At 46.6% G+C, this 21116-nt stretch carries 22 protein-coding genes and 1 pseudogene; 13 read left to right on the forward strand and 10 right to left on the reverse strand.

Going from position 1 to position 21116, the window contains the following annotated elements; translation table 11 throughout:
• Positions 1-272, reverse strand: a pseudogene (locus tag ABD031_RS05190) (transposase); the annotation flags it as partial.
• A gap of 111 nt (positions 273-383) precedes the next feature.
• Positions 384-824 carry a DUF2147 domain-containing protein gene (locus tag ABD031_RS05195; RefSeq protein ID WP_343849148.1) on the reverse strand — a complete coding sequence of 147 codons (441 nt, stop codon included), beginning with the start codon at positions 822-824 and terminating at the stop codon, positions 384-386.
• Positions 825-872: 48 nt separating this feature from the next.
• On the opposite strand from ABD031_RS05195, the gene pdeM reads away from it, so the two are divergent.
• Genes pdeM through gldC form a run of 8 tightly spaced genes read left to right on the forward strand, consistent with a single transcriptional unit; the run spans position 873 to position 6131 of the window.
• Positions 873-1571, forward strand: coding sequence for a ligase-associated DNA damage response endonuclease PdeM (gene pdeM, locus ABD031_RS05200; RefSeq protein ID WP_425542708.1), 699 nt, complete (start codon positions 873-875; stop codon positions 1569-1571).
• 41 nt (positions 1572-1612) lie between these two features.
• A complete protein-coding gene (locus tag ABD031_RS05205; protein ID WP_343849153.1) occupies positions 1613-2503 on the forward strand; it encodes a cell division protein FtsX in 891 nt (296 codons plus the stop codon).
• Positions 2504-2505: 2 nt separating this feature from the next.
• Positions 2506-2715 carry a DUF3098 domain-containing protein gene (locus tag ABD031_RS05210; RefSeq protein ID WP_343849155.1) on the forward strand — a complete coding sequence of 70 codons (210 nt, stop codon included), beginning with the start codon at positions 2506-2508 and terminating at the stop codon, positions 2713-2715.
• Positions 2716-2764: 49 nt separating this feature from the next.
• The gene (truB, locus tag ABD031_RS05215) at positions 2765-3448 is read left to right on the forward strand and encodes a tRNA pseudouridine(55) synthase TruB (RefSeq protein ID WP_343849157.1); all 684 of its coding nucleotides are present in this window, start codon (positions 2765-2767) and stop codon (positions 3446-3448) included.
• The gene (locus ABD031_RS05220) at positions 3435-4358 is read left to right on the forward strand and encodes a bifunctional riboflavin kinase/FAD synthetase (protein WP_343849159.1); all 924 of its coding nucleotides are present in this window, start codon (positions 3435-3437) and stop codon (positions 4356-4358) included. Before truB ends, ABD031_RS05220 begins: the two co-directional genes overlap by 14 nt.
• Positions 4359-4371: 13 nt before the next feature.
• The gene (locus ABD031_RS05225; RefSeq protein ID WP_343849161.1) at positions 4372-5067 is read left to right on the forward strand and encodes a CoA transferase subunit A; all 696 of its coding nucleotides are present in this window, start codon (positions 4372-4374) and stop codon (positions 5065-5067) included.
• 6 nt (positions 5068-5073) lie between these two features.
• Complete coding sequence (locus ABD031_RS05230; protein ID WP_343849163.1) at positions 5074-5733, forward strand: CoA transferase subunit B; 660 nt, start codon at positions 5074-5076, stop codon at positions 5731-5733.
• Positions 5734-5789: 56 nt separating this feature from the next.
• On the forward strand, positions 5790-6131 hold the full coding sequence (gene gldC, locus ABD031_RS05235; RefSeq protein WP_343849165.1) for a gliding motility protein GldC: 342 nt from the start codon (positions 5790-5792) through the stop codon (positions 6129-6131).
• A gap of 132 nt (positions 6132-6263) precedes the next feature.
• Here gldC and ppk1 read toward each other — a convergent pair whose 3' ends face one another.
• From ppk1 to glsA, 5 genes are all read right to left on the reverse strand, one after another.
• Positions 6264-8387 (reverse strand): polyphosphate kinase 1, encoded by a 2124-nt coding sequence (gene ppk1, locus ABD031_RS05240; protein ID WP_343849167.1) that lies wholly within the window; start codon positions 8385-8387, stop codon positions 6264-6266.
• 263 nt (positions 8388-8650) lie between these two features.
• Entirely contained in the window at positions 8651-10606 is a 1956-nt protein-coding gene (gene gyrB, locus ABD031_RS05245) for a DNA topoisomerase (ATP-hydrolyzing) subunit B (RefSeq protein WP_343849169.1), read from the reverse strand.
• Positions 10607-10770: 164 nt separating this feature from the next.
• Positions 10771-11136, reverse strand: coding sequence for a CoA-binding protein (locus tag ABD031_RS05250; protein WP_343849171.1), 366 nt, complete (start codon positions 11134-11136; stop codon positions 10771-10773).
• A gap of 1 nt (position 11137) precedes the next feature.
• Positions 11138-12103, reverse strand: coding sequence for a glycine N(alpha)-acyltransferase GlsB (glsB, locus tag ABD031_RS05255; protein ID WP_343849173.1), 966 nt, complete (start codon positions 12101-12103; stop codon positions 11138-11140).
• Complete coding sequence (gene glsA, locus ABD031_RS05260; RefSeq protein ID WP_343849175.1) at positions 12096-12917, reverse strand: lyso-glycine lipid O-acyltransferase GlsA; 822 nt, start codon at positions 12915-12917, stop codon at positions 12096-12098. The genes glsB and glsA overlap by 8 nt, the downstream gene beginning before the upstream one ends.
• A 243-nt stretch (positions 12918-13160) precedes the next feature.
• On the opposite strand from glsA, the gene ABD031_RS05265 reads away from it, so the two are divergent.
• From ABD031_RS05265 to msrB, 5 genes are all read left to right on the forward strand, one after another.
• On the forward strand, positions 13161-14057 hold the full coding sequence (locus tag ABD031_RS05265; protein ID WP_343849177.1) for a class I SAM-dependent methyltransferase: 897 nt from the start codon (positions 13161-13163) through the stop codon (positions 14055-14057).
• Between the two features lie 14 nt (positions 14058-14071).
• Complete coding sequence (locus tag ABD031_RS05270) at positions 14072-15256, forward strand: aspartate aminotransferase family protein (RefSeq protein ID WP_343849179.1); 1185 nt, start codon at positions 14072-14074, stop codon at positions 15254-15256.
• Between the two features lie 135 nt (positions 15257-15391).
• Positions 15392-17791: a penicillin acylase family protein gene (locus ABD031_RS05275; protein ID WP_343849181.1), complete on the forward strand. Its 2400-nt coding sequence runs from the start codon at positions 15392-15394 to the stop codon at positions 17789-17791.
• 1 nt (position 17792) lies between these two features.
• The gene (locus ABD031_RS05280) at positions 17793-18302 is read left to right on the forward strand and encodes a DinB family protein (protein WP_343849182.1); all 510 of its coding nucleotides are present in this window, start codon (positions 17793-17795) and stop codon (positions 18300-18302) included.
• A 33-nt stretch (positions 18303-18335) separates the two neighbouring features.
• Positions 18336-18752 carry a peptide-methionine (R)-S-oxide reductase MsrB gene (gene msrB, locus ABD031_RS05285; RefSeq protein WP_343849184.1) on the forward strand — a complete coding sequence of 139 codons (417 nt, stop codon included), beginning with the start codon at positions 18336-18338 and terminating at the stop codon, positions 18750-18752.
• A 150-nt stretch (positions 18753-18902) separates the two neighbouring features.
• Here the strand turns inward: msrB and ABD031_RS05290 are convergent, their stop codons facing one another.
• From ABD031_RS05290 to ABD031_RS05300, 3 genes are read right to left on the reverse strand one after another with little or no spacing between them, the layout of a single operon-like run.
• Positions 18903-19463 carry a 1-acyl-sn-glycerol-3-phosphate acyltransferase gene (locus ABD031_RS05290; protein WP_343849186.1) on the reverse strand — a complete coding sequence of 187 codons (561 nt, stop codon included), beginning with the start codon at positions 19461-19463 and terminating at the stop codon, positions 18903-18905.
• The gene (locus tag ABD031_RS05295) at positions 19460-20263 is read right to left on the reverse strand and encodes a patatin-like phospholipase family protein (RefSeq protein WP_343849188.1); all 804 of its coding nucleotides are present in this window, start codon (positions 20261-20263) and stop codon (positions 19460-19462) included. The genes ABD031_RS05290 and ABD031_RS05295 overlap by 4 nt, the downstream gene beginning before the upstream one ends.
• Positions 20253-21092 carry an MBL fold metallo-hydrolase gene (locus ABD031_RS05300; RefSeq protein WP_343849190.1) on the reverse strand — a complete coding sequence of 280 codons (840 nt, stop codon included), beginning with the start codon at positions 21090-21092 and terminating at the stop codon, positions 20253-20255. Before ABD031_RS05300 ends, ABD031_RS05295 begins: the two co-directional genes overlap by 11 nt.
• Positions 21093-21116: the final 24 nt, after the last annotated feature.

A 21116-nucleotide genomic window follows, 5' to 3' on the forward strand; every position in this document is an offset into this window, starting at 1 on the left:
CTTGTACGCCACTCTTGGATCTCGGGCAGTACCTTGTCGGTAATCTGGGAAATCCTGCCTGTAGAGATGCTTACCCCGTAAATATCCTCCAGCAGGCGTCTCACATCTTCAATCGAGTTTCCCTGGGCATACAAGGCTAAAATCTGATCATCCAAGCCACTGCTGAGTTCCCGTTCACGTTTACCGATCAGCTCAGGCTCAAAGTCCCCGTTCCGGTCTCGCGGGGTCGAAACATCCAAAGGCCCAACATCACTCAGCACCCGCTTGGGGGTNTATGCTTCCGGCGACGTTAAAGTTTGTTCTTTAAAATTGGAGGTGCTTACCTTTCTTAAACGGAGACTATCCTCATCTCTGCATCTTTACTTCTTGCTTCTTGCAAAAAATCACCTAACCCTAGTCCACTTCACAGTTTTTCCCACAAAAGAAAATCCGATATATCCTTTGACTTCCAGCACATCATTCGTTTGGAGTTTCAACTCACAGGAATAGGTCTTTCCCGATTTTGGATCATAGATGTCTCCTTCTTTCCAGACGCCATCTTTATATTGTAGGCCATCCAATATAGTCAAGCCAACAATTGGCCTGGTTTTCAGTTTATGTTCGGGATTTTTAGCATCCAGCGTAGGGCTGCCGTTTGTATTGGGATTTTGCATCCAAATGATTTTTCCTTCAAATTCCTTATCGCTACGATATATCTCAATCTTCGCTGTCTTGTCAGTGTCTAGCCAGACACCGACAATCGCATTTTCCGATTGTGCGCTGGCGCTCAGTCCTAGCACCAAATAAAACAGGATGAAGAATGAAGGAAACTGTCTGATTTTCATAAAAATTAAGGTTTGATCTCCCTAAATACGGATAGATTTGAAGTTGTTATGAATGAGGTGGAAAATTTAACGAAACTGCGAAGCCGAGCCAACACAAAATTTGGAAGTATTTCATTGAATTTGCTTCACGAGCGGGCAATCTGGGTTCCAACGTTGAACGCGCTCCTTATCGCTGACTTGCATTTCGGCAAAGCTGCTCACTTTCGCAAATCCGGCGTTCCTATTCCAGAAAATATCCACTACGCAGATTTGCACCGGCTGTCAATGCTCCACCAGGAATTTCGCCCGACGCACACCTACTTTCTAGGAGATCTTTTTCACTCGGATTGGAATGAGCAATGGGAGTTTTTAAATGATTTTTTGGCTCAGCTAAAAGGGACTGAGTTCCATTTGATCAAAGGGAATCACGATGTACTGGGACCGGAATTCTATAGACAATCGATCCTGACTATTCACGATCAGCCGCTGATACTTAGTGAGCTCGTACTGTCCCACGAACCCTTGAAATCGGTACCGCCCGGCATGCTTAACCTATGTGGCCATATTCATCCAGGAGTGCGACTAGCCGGAAAGGCTAAGCAATCGGTGATGCTTCCCTGCTTTTTTCAAACCCCCTCCCATCTGATCCTGCCGGCGTTCGGAAACTTCACCGGTCTAGCCCAAGTCAGGCGAAATGAGCGGGATTCGGTATGGGCAATTGCGAATGAAAAAATCATCCCTGTCCTTTCTGGCACATCGATTGGTTAAATCCGCTTGGCTTTCCTATTTTTGAACTGAATTAACCCACTATGTCAGGCTCATCCCGCAAGAAAAAAACACTCGGACATTTTAAATTTGGCAGCGTGCTGTTTAGCACTACCCTATCGCTTTTTATTGTTGGGCTTTTTGGAGTAATCCTGATCCAAGCCAGATCCCTGACTAAGATGATTCGGGAAAATGTCGAAGTACAGATATTTTTAGACAAGGGACTTTCCGAAGAACAACTTAGTGAAATCAACAAGAATCTCACCGCTCGTCCCTACATACTTACAAAATCCGATACTCCTGGGGTACGGTTTATCTCGGATGAAGAAGCAGCAAAGACCTTTATCGAAAATACAGGGGAGGATTTCACCGAGTTTTTGGAAGACAACCCACTTCGTGACAGCTTCGTGATCATCGTAGCGGAAGAGTTTCAGACCTCTGAGCAACTCGATACGATCGCCAAAGACCTAGAGGCAGTCCCGGGTGTTTTTGAAGTGTCGTATATGACCGATCTGGTGGACTCGATTAATAAAAACCTTTTGAAAGTCAGCCTGGTGATGGGTGGCTTTATCTTGATCTTGATCATCACAGTGGTGATGCTGATCAACAACACAATCCGCTTGGCGCTATTTTCCCAGCGCTTTCTCATCCGCTCTATGCAACTCGTCGGCGCGACTCGGGGATTTATCAGAAAGCCATTCTTGGCTCGTGCCCTACTTTTCGGAATGATTGCCGGAGCAATTGCATCGGTCATTCTTTTTGGCTTGGTGGAGTACACCAAATCCAACATCGAAGGCTTTGTAATGCTTCAAAATCAAGAACTGCTCTTGGCTTTATTTGGTGTGCTGATTTTGACGGGCGGCGTACTTTCGGTCTTTAGCACACTGCGTGCTGTCAATAAATACTTAAACATGTCTCTGGACGAACTATATTAATCATGGACAATTCTCCACTTCCATTTTCTAAAAGAAATTACCAGCTGATGTTGATCGGACTAGGATTGATTGTTCTGGGATTTATCATTATCGGTCTTGACGGTGAGCCTCACGGCAATGGCGTTCTTGGCTTGACGGTTGGACCGATTGTGACGCTGGCGGGCTTTATTTTTGAGTTCTATGCGATTTTCGCAAAGGCGGAAAAGGGCTGAAACAAATCTTTTACAGGGTCTTTCAAGGAGATTCGATTAATTTGAACACATGCAGCAAGAAGCTTACGGAGAAGTATTTCTGATCGACAAGCCACTCGAATGGACTTCATTTGATGTGGTCAAAAAGGTGAGAAATGCCCTTCGTATCAAAAAAGTGGGCCATGCGGGCACACTCGATCCCTTGGCAACCGGACTCCTGATCGTTTGCGCAGGCAAGCAGACCAAGCAGATAGAAAGCTACATGGGCCAGGAAAAAGAATATACCGGCACGTTTGTGATCGGTGGCACCACTGAGTCCTTTGATTTGGAAAAGCCCGTGATCTCGGTAGCTGATCCTTCAAGCGTCACTTTGGAACAAGTTCAGGTCGCAGTCTCGCAACTAACCGGAGATATACTCCAGATTCCTCCCATGCACTCAGCCATTAAAGTCGATGGAAAGCGCGTCTATGAATCCGCCAGAAAAGGCATTGAAGTAAAGATGGACGCCAGGCCAACGCAAGTTCGGGAGTTTGAAATCACTCGATTTGAGGGCGACGAAATTGATTTTCGGATTTCCTGTTCCAAAGGCACCTACATACGAAGCCTCGCACGAGACCTCGGCGAGATACTGGGAACCGGAGCCTATTTGAAAGCACTTTGCAGAACGAGAATTGGTAGTTTCCTGCTTTCGGATGCGCACCATCTCCCAGAACTGATCGAAGCAATCAAAGCCAGACCTCATGAAAATCTATGAAGGCTTGGAGGGTTTCACTCCGGTAAAAAACGCCGTGGTGACTTCGGGAACCTTCGACGGAGTTCACTTCGGGCATCAAAAAATCCTGCAAAGAATCCGGGAGATCGCCCGGGCTTGTGATGGAGAGACGGTTTTAATTACTTTTTGGCCGCACCCGAGACTTGTTCTTTATCCAAACGAACATAATCTGAGGCTTCTAAGCACTTTCGAAGAAAAGACTAAACTCCTGCGCCAGTTTGGAATCGATCATCTGATCACGATTCCGTTCACTCAGGAATTCTCTCAAATGAGCTCAGAGCAATTTATCAAGAAAGTCCTCATTGACTCCATCAAAACCCGAACACTTGTCATCGGATATGATCATCGGTTTGGAAAAAATAGAGAAGGAAGCTTCGATTACTTGAAAGCAAATAGTGCGCTGTTCGGACTGGACTTGGAAGAGATTTCCCGTCAGGATGTTGAAGAAATAGCTGTTTCGAGCACCAAAATCCGAAAGGCGTTGGAATCGGGTGATGTCAAAACGGCTGAAAGCTGTCTGGGTCGCCCCTATGAACTCAACGGTCTGGTGATCAAAGGACAGCAAATCGGCCGCTCGATTGGATTTCCCACCGCCAATATCCATATTCCGAACGACTACAAACTTATCCCCAAGGACGGCGTTTACGCTGTAGAGGCTTCGGTAGACGGCACGCTTTATAAGGCGATGCTCAACATCGGGAATCGACCTACCGTGGATGGAACCAAAAAGACCGTTGAAGCCAACCTCTTCGATTTTCAGGGAGATTTGTATGACAAGCAGATTACAGTTTACTTTCATGAATTCCTCAGAGAGGAGCGGAAATTTGACAGTCTCGAAGCGCTAAAGGAACAGCTGGTTCAGGATCAAAGGTCCGCACGATCTTTACTTTAAACCCAAATAACACATGATTGACAAGACGGTAAAAAATGCGCAGGAGGCCGTGGCGGATATTCCCAGCGACTGCATGCTGATGTTGGGAGGATTTGGCCTGTGCGGAATTCCTGAAAACTGCATCCAGGCTTTGCTGGAAAGAGACGTCAAAGGTCTCACGATTGTCTCCAACAATGCTGGAGTGGACGACTTTGGAATTGGGCTTTTGCTCAAAAAAAGGATGGTCAAAAAGATGATCTCCAGCTACGTTGGCGAAAACGCGGAGTTTGAACGGCAACTCCTGAGCGGAGAACTAGACGTAGATCTAATCCCTCAGGGAACTCTTGCGGAGCGCGTGCGAGCAGGAGGTGCCGGAATCCCGGCCTTCTTCACTCCTGCCGGTGTCGGCACAGAAGTCGCCGAGGGCAAAGAAATCCGGGAGTTTGACGGAAAGAAATATTTGATGGAAAGCTGGCTTCGAGCAGATTATTCGATTGTGAAAGCCTGGAAAGGTGACACCTCCGGAAACCTGATCTTCCGGGGAACAGCGAGAAACTTTAATCCGATCATGGCTACAGCTGGTAAGATCTGTATAGCGGAGGTTGAAGAATTGGTCGCTGATGGAGAATTGGATCCCAATCAGATTCATACGCCGGGAATATTTGTGCAGCGGATTTTCCAGGGTCAGAATTACGAAAAGCGAATCGAAAAACGAACTGTAACCCATTAGACCGAGATGCTAAGCAAAGAACAAATCGCCCAGCGGATCGCCAAAGAGGTGAAGAGCGGGCAATACATCAATCTGGGGATAGGCATCCCGACGCTGGTCGCCAATTACATTCCCAGCGACCTAGAAGTCGTGCTGCAGTCCGAAAATGGACTTTTGGGCATCGGTCCCTTCCCTACTGAGGCCGATGTTGACCCGGATTTGATCAACGCCGGAAAGCAAACGATCACCGTATTACCTGGCTCTGCTTTGTTCAATTCTGCGGACTCTTTTGCAATGATCCGAGGTGGTCACGTACACTTGACGATCCTGGGTGCAATGGAAGTCTCGGAAAACGGCGACATCTCCAACTGGAAAATTCCGGGCAAGATGGTCAAGGGAATGGGCGGCGCCATGGACTTGGTCGCCTCGGCGGACAATATCATCGTCGCGATGCAGCATTGCTCCAAAGACGGCCAATCCAAACTTTTATCGAAATGTAGTCTTCCTATCACCGGAATCAGATGCGTCCGTAAGATCGTTTCAGATCTTGCCGTATTGGAGATTTCGCCGGAGGGAGGCTTCGTACTCAAAGAGCGTGCGCCCGGAATCACTGTGGAAGAAATTCAATCCAAAACCGCCGGAAAACTCATCGTCGAGGGAGAAATTCCCGAAATGACCTTCGAATAACACTAACCCGGGAACTTGCAAACACACCTGCTGGTTTTCCGATAAATCTCTACTTAATGAAAAAATCAGATATCAAATTCCAGATCGAACTGGATGACAATAATCTCCCCAAAAATATCCAGTGGGACGCTTCTGACAAGGAATCTACCGGGTTGGAAGCCACTAAAAGTATCAGTGTAAACGTCTGGGACAATCTGAACCATGCCACCTTGAGAATCGACCTTTGGACAGAGGAGATGTCTGTAGTAGAGATGAAACGATTCTACATTGATATCCTCGGCGGAATGGCTCAAACTATCTTAAACAGCACCGGAGATGAGTATTTTTCTGAGGAAATGAAGGAACTCTGCGACCGACTGGTCAAGCACGTGAACGAGGAAAATAAGAGAAATTCCTAAACCTGCGGAAATAACAAGAGGCCAAGTTTTCACTAGGCCTCTTGTTTTTTGCCGTGGATTCAATCAGAAGCCTAAGCTATTTGCTCACCTGACTGCCAGTCCTTGATGTCAGCAAATCATGGAGACTTCGTTCTATTCAACCAATTTCACATTCTGAACCGCTTCCTCTTGCACATTGAAAAACTCGGTGTGTACGTTGAATTCTTCTTCATCTCCCACCGGATGCTTGGCCACGTAGGTTCCATCCTCCTGCATCACATACGAATTGACGTTGTCTTTCAGGTTGTAAGCCAAGATGTTCATCAACTGCTTTTCGAGCATTGGAGCTTCTACTTTGAAAAGTGACTCCAGTCTTTTGTCAAAACTCCTCACCATCATGTCGGCACTGCCAGAGTAGGTACGGGTATTTCCATTGTTGTGAAAATGATAGATTCTGCTATGCTCCAGAAAGTCCCCTACAAGCGAAAGCACCTCGATGTTTTCACTCAGCCCAGCCCTTCCCGGCCGCAGACAGCAAATCCCGCGCACGATCAATTTGATCGTCACTCCCGATTGCGACGCACGGTATAGCGCATAGATTGTCTCGGAATCTTCCAAAGAGTTTACTTTGATAAAAATTCCTGCAGGAAGTCCATTTCTAGCATTTACAGCCTCTTCTTCTATATATTCTATCAGCTGATTCCTCATGTCGCGCGGAGCTGTGATCAGATTTTTATAGGTACTGGGAACTGAGTGTCCGGTGATGACATTGAAGAATTCAGAAACATCGTTTGCCAAAGTCTCATTGGTAGTCAATAGCCCAATATCGGTGTAAAGTCGCGCAGTGTCCTCATTGTAGTTTCCAGATCCGAGGTGCACAAAGCGCGTGATCTCCGCATCGTCCTTCTTTACGATCAGCAAAAGTTTGGTATGAGTCTTCACATTCGAAATCCCGTAGATTACGAAGCAACCGGCCTTTTGTAGGCGTTTGGCTTCGCGGATATTGTTTTCCTCGTCGAATCTTGCTTTCACTTCGAAAAGCACAGAAACGTGTTTCCCATTCTCTGCAGCCCTCACAAGACTCTTGGTAATCCTGCTCTCTTTTGCCAGACGATAAATCGTCATTTTGATCGCCATCACGTCCGGATCATCCGCAGCCTTCTCGATCAGATCGAGGATAGAGTCGATGTTGTTGTAGGGATGATGGAGCAAAATGTCCTTTTCTTTCAATACTTCAAAAATATCCGCGGTACCATCTTCCGGATAAGAAAGAGGCTTGACCGGTTCTGGTATCTGCGGGAGTCTGTCTCGAAATCGCCTATTTCCTACGATTTGCCAAAGGCCTGTAAAGTCGATCATACTGGATCGCTTGATCAAGAATACTGAATCTGATTTGAGGTTCCAGCGTTCCAGCAGAGAATTTAGCATCCATTTGGAGTAGCCTTCTTCTATCTCTATCCGTACCACCCGACCGGTCTTCCGCTCCATCAGTTTGCGTTTTACCTCTTCAAGAAAATTGGCGTCCATGTCCTCACTTTCCTCCAAGGTAAAATCTCCATTTCGAGTGATTCTAAATAAGCTTATAGACTCAATTTCCACATTTCTAAATAAGGAAATGATATTTTCACGAATCACTTCCTCAATCGGAACCAACACAGGGTGATGCTCTCGCTCCAATTCAAAAAATCTCGGAATGTTGGCCGGAATCTGCACGAAGCTCATCTTTCGCATATCCTGGCGCTCTCCAGGGCTGGTCGTTACTACTCCAAAAACAAGGAGCTTGTTCATCAGGATCGGAAAAGTACGATAACCGTCATAGACCATTGGAGTGAGCATCGGATAGATTGCCTTGATAAAATACTGGCGAACTTTCTCCTGCTCCTCTTCTGTCAGTTTGGAGACATTGCAGACGGCAATGCCATCTTCCTGAAGTTTTGGAAGGATCACTTGCAAAAAATGACTGTGCTGATCTTGGTGAAACTGATGACAATCCTTCATCAGCTTTTCCTTGAAGCTTTCTTCTCTCAACCCAGAATTGTCAATCCGTTCCTTTTCGTAATCCAGGTAGTTGTACAAGGACCCGACGCGAATCATAAAAAATTCATCCAAGTTGGACGCAGTGATTGCCAAGAATTTCAATTTCTCCAAAACCGAGCGCTGGGCCTTCTTGGATTGATCCAGTACGCGTACATTAAATTTCACCCAACTGAGATCTCGGCTGACCAGATCACTCTTTTGTATGGTGGCTTCATATTTATCTCCAACTGCAACTTTCATATTATTCCAAATTCAGCTATAAAATCACGACAAAACTTTGATTGTTCCAAGGGACAAACTAAAATTAATAAGATTGTTCAAAATCTTGACCCTGGCTTAATATTCGGTTTCCCAATGGAAAGAATTCAGCATTACTACTGTCTTGAGGTGTAGCAAATAGTGCACTGTTTATATTATTCGAAGGCCTCATTCGATCACTGACTTTACCACTGGACAATCTTAAAAATAAAATTAAAAAAGGGGCCTGTAAAGCCCCTTCTTTATCAGGAATCGATCTTGGCGTACTTCGCGTTTTTCTCGATAAAATCCCTACGTGGTGCAACTTCGTCTCCCATCAGCATGCTGAAGAGGTGATCTGCTTCAGCCGCAGATTCGATATTTACCTGTTTGATAGACCGCACATTGGGATCCATCGTCGTAGTCCAAAGCTGTTCCGGATTCATTTCCCCAAGACCTTTGTATCGCTGAACACCAACGCTGTCTTCTTTACCATCCTTCGCCATCTCTGCAGTCAGAATTTTGCGTTCCTCCTCCGTCCAGCAGTAGCGCTCATCCTTTCCTCGCTTTAATAGATACAATGGCGGCAACGCGATGTAAACGTATCCATGCTCGATCAGCGGTCTCATGTATCTAAAGAACAAAGTCAAGATCAACGTTCGGATGTGAGATCCGTCAATGTCAGCATCCGTCATGATGATGATTTTGTGGTATCTCAATCCATTCAAGTCCAGTTCCTTGTCATCATTCACCGTCCCGAATTTTACACCTAACGCCGTGAGGATATTTTTGATCTCCTCGTTGTCGTAGATCTTGTGTTCGTGGGCTTTCTCCACATTGAGGATTTTACCTTTCAATGGTAGGATTGCCTGGAAATCCCGGTCACGTCCCTGCTTGGCAGATCCGCCCGCAGAGTCTCCTTCGACCAAGTACAATTCACAGACCGTTGGATCAGAATTGGCACAATCGGCAAGCTTGCCTGGAAGTCCGCCGCCGCCAAGGACACTTTTCCGCTGCACCATCTCCCGGGCTTTTCTCGCCGCATGTCGGGCTTGAGCCGCAAGGATGACTTTTCCAACGATAGTCTTGGCTTCTTTCGGGTGCTCTTCCAACCAGCTTTGAAGGGTTTCAGATACAGCACTGTCTACTGCGCCAACTACGTCAGAGTTTCCAAGTTTGGTTTTCGTCTGCCCTTCGAATTGGGGTTCTTGGACTTTTACAGATATCACCGCAGTCAAACCTTCCCTGAAATCATCTCCTGAAACCTCGAGCTTGAGTTTCTCCAGCATGCCGGACTTATCCGCGTATGATTTCAATGTTCTGGTCAAAGCCCTCCTAAAACCGGTCACGTGCGTGCCGCCTTCATAGGTATTGATGGTGTTCACGTAAGAAACGACGTTCTCTGCGTAGGAATTGTTGTAGTTCATTGCAACCTGCACCGGTACGCCGTTTTGATCGGATTCGATGTAGATCGGATAGTCGATGATTTTTTCACGAGTCTCATCCAAGTATTGCACGAACTCGACCAAACCTCCTTCGGAATAAAACTCGTCGCTTTTAGGAATGCCATCCTCGATCTCTCGAAGATCGGTCAGTGTAATGCGAATCCCTGCATTCAGGAAAGACATCTCCCGCAGGCGGTTAGCAATCGTCTCGTATTTGAATTCGGTGACGGTGAAAATGCTTGCGTCCGGCAAAAAGTGGATGGTAGTTCCTCTTCTGTCAGTGGTGCCGATCTGACGCGCAGGATATTGCGGTACGCCGATCTTAAACTCCTGCTCGAAAATGACTCCGTTTCGATAGACGGTCGCTTTGAGATCCGTTGAAAGTGCATTCACACAAGAGACACCGACTCCGTGGAGGCCACCGGAAACTTTATAAGTATCCTTGTCAAACTTACCTCCAGCGTGAAGTACCGTCAACACTACTTCCAGCGCAGATTTTTTTTCTTTGTGGTGCATGTCGGTCGGAATTCCCCGGCCGTTATCCTCTACGGTAATGGAATTGTCTTCATTGATCGTGACTTTGATCGTATCGCAATGTCCTGCCAGCGCCTCATCGATCGAGTTATCAACTACTTCCCAGATCAGGTGATGGAGTCCTTTGACTCCAATATCACCAATATACATCGCAGGTCTTTTTCTGACTGCCTCCAGACCCTCTAATACCTGGATGTTATCCGCTGAGTAATCTGCGGATTTCTTATCTTTTTCTTCACTCATATTTTTTGGAAAAAACCCTCAAAACGGGCTTAGAATGGTGATTTTGTGTTCATTTTACGATTACGCAAGCTAGGCAAAAAAAGTCACTTTTCCCAGCCTTTACCCAAAACACAATCCCACCGGATTCAGCGTATAAAAACGGATATTACAGCCCTAAAACACCATCAAAATTGCCCGGTGCTAAGCATCACAAGATTGCAGGCGGGCAGTACTTCTATATCGGCTTTTACGGCCTTGTCGAAGAACTCGCCGTTTTCGGTTCCAGGATTGAAGATAATTCGATTGGGCTTTAGGCCGATCAGGTAGTCTATCCATTCTTTTTGATTCGTCGGACCGATGTAAAGCGTGATCGTGTGAATATCGACTAATTCAGGCTTGGTCCTCAAGTCAAGGATCTTACGTCCAAAAATTTCTCCTTTCTTAATCCCGATTGGCACAAAATCCAAATCACGCTCCGCAAACATCTTTGCCGCCAAGTAAGCGTAGCGAGAGGGGTCTGTGGTTGCACCGACGAGGAGGGTTTTGCTCATGTTAAATTTCCCGGTTTCCAAAATTTCGATCACGGACGAACGTATCCATGTGTCGATGTTTTTTGCTTTCGTAGATATCCGAAAGCGTGATCATAATCCCTGTCTCTTCTACGTCACCAAACTCATCATTGAGTGCCGTACCAAAAGTTCGCATCGTAGGGGACAGGTTCATATACGTATTGATCAGCGGAGGAATGTTTTCGCCCAGCGACCTGATTTCGGAGTTTAAGTACTTATAGCCTTCTTTGTAATTCAGATCCACGAAAGGATTGGGCTGGGATTCGATGTCCGTCTCATAGCTCAATCGAAGCTCTTCCTTTGGCCTAACAAGTCCCTCTTTATCAGGAAAATAATGATTCATAAAATAGAGCAATAGATCCCGCCCTACTCTATTGTAATGGGGATACATAGTCACCTTTCCAAACAGATATTTCACGTCTGGATTGAGCAACACTACCGCACCGAGCCCATCCCATAGATTGTCCAAGCTGAATATTCCCTTTCGGTTGTCCAGACTCGGCTGATACGTAGGCTGAACGAAAGACCTCCCCAACTCAAGCGTGTAAGGGATGAATTCTTTGACGAATTTCTCTGAAAAATCGAAAAGATGAGTTGTCGATAGATTGATCGATCCGTCGGGCTCAATAGCATTTTTACACATGATCACTCGGTAGCCCGCGACGATCTCTTCGTCTTCTGGATTCCAGGTGATCAGCTGATCGTAGCACTTTTCACAGATGTCGTTGTCATCGAGATCCACTTCCATCCCCGTACCGCCGCCGGCCGCTCTAAAAGTCAATTCCCGCAATCGCCCGATTTCCTGGACGACATTAGGCGCGTTGTGGTAATTGACCAGGTACACCAGGTTGTCACCATTGTTGGTGTATCGGAGGAATCGCTCTGGGGACAGTTCCTTTTTCAAAAGGCTGCGATCTACGGCTGAACGAATTGGAATTTCGCTATTCATGTCTTTCTCCCAGTTTATACACCATAGTCTTCAAATATTCCGCCCACTGCATCTCCGTTTTTTCAGAAGTAAATGCGTCGGGTGAAATCGGTTTTCCTACTCTAATTTCGACTTTATTTCCTCTCTGCTTGTACATTTCATCGACCAGCCAAAACATCTCAATATTTGCTTTGATCCCGATTTTCTTCCGCCAATTGGCAAGATTGTAAAAAAACTCAGAATTCTTCCCTCCTATATGGCAAGGCACAATGTCCAAACGGTATTTTTTTGCTTTTGAGACAAAGCTTTTCCTCCAAACCAAATCCTTAATTTCGCCTTCCTGCTTTCTGGACACCAGTCCTGCCGGAAAAACCAGCACAGCGTAACCGTTGGCATAGGCTTCCTCGATTCGCTGATTGGCGTTTTTTGAGTTCGCTCCATGTTTGTTTACGGGAACGAATATCGGTTCAAAATTGTCGAAACTCATCAACAAGTCATTGACCAAAAATCGAACATCCGGCCGAATCTTGCCTACCGCGTGCATCAGCGCAATCCCATCCAAACCACCCAAAGGATGATTGGAAGCTACTATTACCCCGCCCGTTTTGGGAATGTTTTCTGCATTGATCAGCCTGACATCCATTTCAAATTCCGTGATCAGCGCATCTGCAAAATCAAGTCCCTTCTTATCGATGTGCTTTATCAATACCGAATTTAGCCACTCTTCATGAGTCACCCGCTTGACGTAAGCTAACAGAAATCCGGGCATCCATTTTAGGAGTTTGGGATTTTTGGAATGAATGGCTTTTTCGATATCGATAAATTTCTTTGACATAGGGTCAAAAAATTGTGAACCTTAGATTAAAATCGGAGGAAAAATTGAAATTTTCACAACGGATTGATTCAAAAGTACAAAAAATAAGGCTTCGCTAACCCCGTGGAATCAATGCAGAAACTAGTTTCCTGAAAACCAATTACCTAGATTTTCCCGCTTTGGAAAAGGCTTTGTAAACGCAGCATTGAGCCTTTGCTTGACACGAGTGCCAATGATAATTCGAATATCTCTATTTTTGCTCCGATGAACGAAACTATCCTCTCCCTCTGCCCCGGACCTTGGACTGACTATGAACTGATCGATACCGGAGGCTTCGAAAAATTAGAACGCTTCGGAAAATTTGTCCTCAGCCGACCGGAGCCACAGGCAATCTGGGACAAAAGTCTCCCGGAATCGGAATGGAGAAATCTTGCCCATGCGCACTTTGCCAAGGAAAAAAACAACCCAGACAAAGGCCAATGGCAACAAATTAAGCCCATGCCCCACAACTGGTCTATCAGCTATGAAAATAGTGACGGGTTGAAAATGACGCTAAATCTGGCTCAAACTTCCTTCAAACACATCGGACTTTTCCCGGAGCAGGCAGTCAACTGGGATTATTTATTCCAAAAAATCAAAGCCTTTCCCGGCCAAAAGCCAAAAGTGTTAAACCTCTTCGCCTACACCGGTGCTGCCTCAGTCGCTTGTCGAGCCGCAGGAGCTGAAGTTACCCACCTCGATTCGGTGAAGCAGGTCGTCACCTGGTCCAAACACAACATGGAATCCTCAGGACTGGACGGCATCCGATGGATGATCGACGACGCGATGAAATTCATCAAGCGGGAAGCCCGACGAGGAAACAAATATCAGGGAATCATCCTCGATCCGCCGGCATACGGGCGTGGACCGGAGGGTGAAAAGTGGATTCTCGAAGAGCAAATCAACGAAATGCTCAAAACCTGCGCGGAAATCCTAGACCCAAAAGATCACTTCCTCCTGCTTAATATGTACTCACTGAGTTTTTCTTCTTTGATCGCCGCCAACCTGATCAAATCCAGTTTCGGAGAAGTGCAAAATGCAGAGCAAGGTGAGCTCTACCTAGAGGAAACACAAGGCAAAAAGCTCCCGTTGGGGATTTTCTTCAGGTTTTCAAGTTTTTGACCTTCGTTTAAAAGATGAACAACCGCCAGATTTTTCTTTCCAATCTAGCCCAAACAACCGATTTCCCTTTGCTGATCGAAGTGGAAAAAGCGGAAGGGATTTACCTCTTCGGACCAAAAGGCGAACGATACATCGACCTGATCTCCGGCATCGGTGTCAGCAACGTCGGCCATCGCCACCCTAAAGTAATCAGCGCCATACAAGCCCAATTGGACAAATACCTCCATTTAATGGTGTATGGCGAATACGTCCAAACCCCACAGATACTACTGGCAAAGGCGGTTTGTGATACCTTACCGGATCCTCTGGACAATGTCTACTTAGTCAACAGCGGTTCGGAAGCAGTCGAAGGAGCGCTAAAATTGGCCAAGAGATTCACCAACCGACGCGAGATCATCTCCTGCGTTAATGCCTATCACGGCAGCAGCCACGGTTCGCTGAGCGTCGGAGGCAATGAGATTTTCAAGCGGGCCTATCGTCCTCTTCTGCCTGGAATCAGCCATATCAACTATGGGAATCCTCTCGACCTCGAGAAGATCAACGATCAAACAGCAGCCGTCATTTTGGAAACCGTCCAAGGAGAAGCAGGAATCCGGGTAGCTGAAAAGGGATACTTCACCGCGCTGCGAAAGAAATGCGATGAAACTGGGACTCTACTAATCTTAGATGAAATCCAGACCGGTTTCGGTCGGACGGGTAAATTCTGGGCCTTTGAGCATTTTGATATCGTGCCCGACATCGTCGTCTGTGCCAAGGGAATGGGCGGCGGAATGCCGATCGGAGCTTTCATCGCAAACAAAGAGGTAATGGGCGTCTTCAAAAACAATCCTCTACTCGGCCACATCACGACTTTTGGTGGCCATCCTGTCAGCGCTGCAGCATCTTTGGCCACGGTTCAAATTCTACAGGAAGAGAATCTAATTGGGCAAGTGGACACCAAAGCCAGACTTTTCAAGCAGCTGCTCATTCATCCCAAGATAAAAAGCATCCGAAATAAAGGTCTGATGATGGCCGTTGAATTTGAATCTTTCGAGGTGCTCAAGCCGATAATTGACCGGGCGATCGAGTTGGGCGTAATTACCGATTGGTTTTTGTTTTGCGACGACTCGATGCGGATTGCGCCACCGTTGATCATCACCGAAACTGAAATACGGGAAGCTTGCCGAGTAATCTTGCAGGCGATCGACCAGGCCTCCTAGGCATTTCAATCGTGGGGAGAAACCTCATGGTATGAAATCCCAAGGTGGAATAAGGCTGACTGGAGACCCTTGATGATTTGTACCTGAGTCTTGATAGTTCCTTTCAATTCTTATCTTTTCCTGAAACTTTCTCAAATGAACCGACTCGCAAGCATTTTCGGCTTTCTGATTCTAGTACTGGTCCTTGGTATATTGGGCTTTGTTTTTTACCAAAGTCCGCAATATGATGGTGATTTGACATTACCAGGTCTGAAGGGCAAGGTCGAGGTTCATTTCGATAACTACGGAATCCCTCACATTTACGCGCAAAGCGAGGAAGACGCCTATCGGACTTTGGGCTACGTTCATGCCCAGGATCGTCTTTTTCAGCTCGAAATGATGCGTCGAGTTGGCTCGGGGACGCTGGCGGAATTTCTGGGAAAAGACTTATTGGAGATCGACCGGTTTTTTCACACGCTCGGAATTCCGAGACATTCCAAAGAAAGCGCTTCCACGTTTTTCTCAGCGGGCGAAACTCCCTGGAAAATTGCCGCTGAGGCTTACATCGCCGGAGTAAATGATTTCATCGAAATCGGAAAATTGCCGGTGGAATACCTGCTTTTGGGAGAAAAACCGCGTCCCTACACCATCGAGGACATGCACTCGATCGTCGGATACATGAGCTTCACGTTTGCCATGGGACTGAAAACAGACCCTTTGGTGACCAAGATTGCTCGTGAACTCGGACCCGAATACTTGAATTCCCTCTCGATCCAAACCCTTCCTGAGCATCATACTATTCCGGTGAACTATCCTGATTCACTTCGTGTGGACTCCAGTTCTACGATTCCTACTCTGACCGCCCTGTTGGACAAACTCCCGGTACCACTGCTGGAGGGAAGCAACTCTTGGGTGATCGCCGGCAGTCGAACGAAATCCGGGAAAGTACTTTTTAACAATGACACGCATATCGGGTTTGCTTCGCCGTCGGTTTGGTACGAGGCCCATATGGAATATCCCGGTTTCAGCTTTTATGGAAATCACCTGGCGGGAGTCCCTTTCGGATTGGTTGGACATTCGCGGCATCACAGCGTTGGATTGACGATGTTTGAAAACGACGATCATGATTTTTTCGAAGAAAAGCTCAACCCGAACAACCCTAATGAAATCTTGGTCGGCGATTCGATTTTTCCCATCATTTCTAGAAAAGAGCTGATCCAAGTCAAAGGACAGGATCCGGATGAATTTGAAATCAGGGAAACAATTCACGGGCCGATAATGAACTCAGTCTCCAAGGAAATCTCCGCTCTGACCTCCAATCCGGTGTCTTCCTGGTGGGTGTATATCTTGGAGCCGACCAAAGCATTGGAGGCGATCTACAAGATCAACCACGCAAATTCCATCCAAGAAGTGGCCGATGCTGCCGGCTTGATTCACGCTCCCGGATTGAATATTATGTACGGCGACAGCGCTGGAAGCATCGCCTGGTGGGCTGCTGCAAAGCTTCCTATTCGGAGCGAAAAGGTTCACTCAAAGATCTTTGCCGACGGATCAGATCCGGAAACTCTTCACAAAGGCTGGTACCCTTTTACCGACAATCCACAAAGTATCAATCCTGAAAATGGTTTCATTGCGTCTGCCAACAATCAGCCCGATACCATGCGAAGCGGTGTGCTTTTCCCTGGATATTATTTCCCCGGTGAGCGATGGAATAGGATCGCAAAAACGATCACTTCCAGAGAAGACTGGGATCAGGAGTCAATTCAGGAGCTTCAACTCGAGTCAGTCAACGAAGTACAGCCTCAAATTGTGCAAATGATGCTCAGCCACATCAAGTTGGAGGATTTTACGACGTATTCCGAGGTATTGACTGCGCTTCAAAACTGGGATGGCGACCATGGATTGGAGGCTTTGGCCCCGACCATATATTACAAATGGCAATACCATGTCCTAAAGCTTGCCATGCAGGACGAGTTGGGAGAGGAAGCCTTCAACTCCTACCTCGAAACATTCATCCTGGTGAGAAGCACTCGGCATTTTCTCGCCACCAAGGACAACCCCTGGTGGGATGTCCGAGGAACTAGCGACATCGAAACCCCCGAATACATCATCACTGAAGCGCTAAAAGTCACTTTGGAGGAGTTGACGAGTCAGTTTGGCAAAAAACCAAAGGATTGGGAATGGAGAAATGCGGTGACACTAGAGCATCCGCATCCGCTGGGAAGTCAAAAACCGCTGGATAAAATCTTCAATGTAAAAGCGGACCCGGTCGCAGCCAATGAAGAATCTGTCAACAAACTGGCGTTTCGACTGAGCGGGGATGGAATCTATAACGTCACCTCCGGCCCCGCGATGCGGATCATCCTCGATTTCGCAAATGTAGATGGCTCGATTTCTGTCCTTCCCACTGGCAACTCAGGCAATCGTTTCAGCAAGCACTATTCGGATCAGAAAAACCTGTATGTAAAAGGAAAGTATCGTCCTCAACTCATGAATGAGCAGGAAATCAAGGAGAAGTCTAAGGGAAAACTCATTTTCACCCCAAAGAAAAACTGACATGAAAAGTACAGGTTTCAGTTTTATCAAATACGCAATCAAATCTCAATTTGGAGCGGCAATCGATATGCTCGAAAACGCCGTCCGATTTTGTCCAGGAAAGCTTTGGGAGACTGAGAAAGCCTTTTCTCATCAGGCTTTTCACACGTTGTTTTTCTTGGACTATTACCTTTCACTGAATCCGGTCGGATTCACTCCACCCGCACACTTCAAGTATTCAGAGTTTGGGGATGAGCCTCCTTTGGAAATTTTCTCCAGAGCCGAAATCCTCGAATACTTGCTTTTCTGCAGGACAAAATTTGACCAGCTCATCGCCGATCTAAACGAGTCGCTAGCAGAACGACGCTGGATTAACGGGTCGAAAACAATGGACTTTTCTATGCTTGAAATCCTGCGGTACAACCTTCGCCACGTGCAGCACCACGTCGGGCAGCTGAACGTACTACTGCGGCAAAAAATCGATGATTCCCCCAAATGGGTTTATCGGTACGGGGATCAAAACAAACTTTAATACCTCAAGAGGGGTTTATGGTAAAAAGTCAGTATGAAAAAGAACGAGCAAAAAACCTACGAAGTAACGAAGCCTGCCGCCGAGTGGGAGGCTCAACTGGATCCACAATCTTACCACGTCCTACGGGAAAAGGGGACCGAGCGCGCTTTTTCGGGGCAATACTATCTGAACAAGGATTCCGGAATCTACGAATGTAAGGCCTGTGGAAATGAGATTTTTCACTCTTCAAAAAAGTACGACAGCGGCTGCGGTTGGCCGAGTTTTACCGAGCCTGTCAGACCAGAAGCCATCGATGTACACATGGATTACAGTCACTTTATGGTTCGCGAGGAGATCCTCTGCGGCAAATGTGGAGGGCATTTGGGGCACAGATTTCCTGACGGGCCAAAAGATCAAGGCGGCATCCGCTACTGCATCAATTCATTAAGTATGGATTTTAAGAAGGGATGATTTTTGCCTTGTGACAGAATCAGAACGGAAATTCCATTTCTGCCTGGTGCTACTGTTTGAAAAATCCCCCTTCCCCTTTTGAAAAAAGAGGGGTCGGTCAATTAGAATGTTCTGCATTTGAACTGAAGTTCTTCGGTCATAGGTCAATTTTCAGATAATTCCTTTCTCCGGATGCCTGCCCGTAACTGTCCGGCCGAAGACCTTCATCTCTTCAATCTGGGCGTCCATATTTCCGTCGGGATAGATGCAAGGGCCGATTCCGGCCTCTTTCTTTTTGTAGTCTAAGTAGCCAACGACTACCGGAACGTTTGCGTCCAGTGCGATGTGGTAAAATCCTGATTTCCATTTTTTTACCGCACTTCTTGTACCTTCCGGAGTGACCATGATCACCAGCTCGTCACGCTCATTAAGCATTTTGACCATGGCTTCGGTATAGGTTTGCTTTCTTCCTCCCGGGATACGTTTTCGGTCAATGGCAATGGCACCGAGTCCACTGAGCAACCAACCCATTGGGCCAACCATCACTTCTTTCTTGATCGTAAACCTGACCGGAATATCCATCAGAAAAAACGCTGCTCTTGCATAGAGAATGTCCCAGTTGGACGTGTGGGGAATGGCAATCAATACAGCCTTTTTCAGGCCTTTTGGCCATTGACCATTAAGTGACCATCCTGAAATCCAAAAAACAAATCTGGAAAGGAGCTTCATCATAAACTTAAATGTTTTGCTTTTGGGTTTGCCAATTCTAAGATAGAAGGGTTTTCTTCAATTATTTTCATGGTATGTTCATAGCCCGCCATGAAAAGTTGCGGGGCTTTTTTGATGTCAAAGACACCATACTTCCCCAATCCAGGCGGCTCGATAAAGTAATCGCACTTGGATTTTCGACTGTAGACATTGTAATTCATCGACATGATCACGGAGCGCTCGATCATGTTTTTCATGTTTTTGATGTTGCTTTCCGCAGGAAGTTGATTGCAGTTGACCCCAATCACAAAGTCACAGATCCCATCCAAGGGCTCAACGGGCATATTATTCAGTACGCCCCCGTCCACCAGATATTTTTTCCCAATCATGATCGGTTCAAACATCCCGGGAATGCAGCTTGAAGCCATCAAAGGTTTGATCAGTTCGCCTTCGTCAAAATAGGCAACCTTGCCTTTGATGATATTCGTGGCGGCTACTACCAGTTTGATCTTAAGCCCCGAAAAGTCATTATGCGGAAGATAGATCTTAAACAGCTCACCCACCGTCTCCATCTTCAGAATTCCCTTCCACGAAATCGCAGGGCGCATAAATCTAAAAAAATTCGTTTCCACGATAATCTTCAGGACTTCCTCCGGTTTATATCCTTGACAGTACATCGCCCCTGCAATAGCTCCGGCCGAGCTGCCCGATACTTTCGTGGGGAAAATCTTGGCTTCGTTCAACGCTTTCAGCACACCCAAGTGGGAGATCCCTCGGACTCCCCCTCCAGATAATGCTATTCCGATCTTCAGCTTAGATTTCATCCAGTCTAAAGGTTTGATCTAAGCGCACTCCCCGATCCGTCATCTTCACCGTACAGCATTCGTTGATAGGATCGTGTTCGAGGAAAAGCACGTATTCTTCTCTCGCCGCCTCTTCGAGGAAAGTCTGCTTTTCGCCCATCGTGAGCAATGGTCTCGTATCGTATCCCATCACGTAGGGCAATGGAATATGTCCGACAGACGGCAGTAAGTCAGCCATGAAAACAACAGTTCTGCCTTTGTATCGGAGTTTTGGCAGCATCTGCTTGTCAGTGTGTCCATCAACAGTAACAAAGTCAAATCCTGGGAAAAGACTCTTTTGACCCAAATCCACAAACTCCAAATGACCCAAGTCCTGCATAGGGAGGATGTTTTCTGTTAGAAAAGATGCCTTCTCACGTGGGTTCGGAGCTGTCGCCCATTGCCAGTGATCCTTGTTAGACCAATAAGTGGCGCGGGGAAAAGTCATCTCATACTGTCCATGCGAACCGTATCGGATTCCCCCTCCACAGTGATCAAAGTGCAAATGGGTTAAGAAATTGTCTGTGATCTGAGGAAAATTGACTCCAAGTCGATGAAGGCTTTTTTGTAGGGAATCTTCTCCATGGAGGTAATAGTAGGAGAAAAATTTCGCGTCTTGCTTGTCTCCGATTCCATTGTCGATCAATACTACTCGGTCACCGTCTACAACCAATAGGCTTCGCATCGCCCAGTTGCAGAGGTTGTTATCATCCGCAGGATTGGAGCGGGACCAGATAGCTTTGGGTACGACGCCGAACATTGCGCCGCCGTCCAGTTTGAAAAAGCCCGTATTTACCGTGTATAATTCCATTCAGGTTTTTCCTTTGGGGTTAAA

Origin of the sequence: Algoriphagus jejuensis (assembly GCF_039523455.1) — a bacterium.
In the GTDB taxonomy this organism is placed as follows: Bacteria; Bacteroidota; Bacteroidia; order Cytophagales; family Cyclobacteriaceae; genus Algoriphagus; species Algoriphagus jejuensis.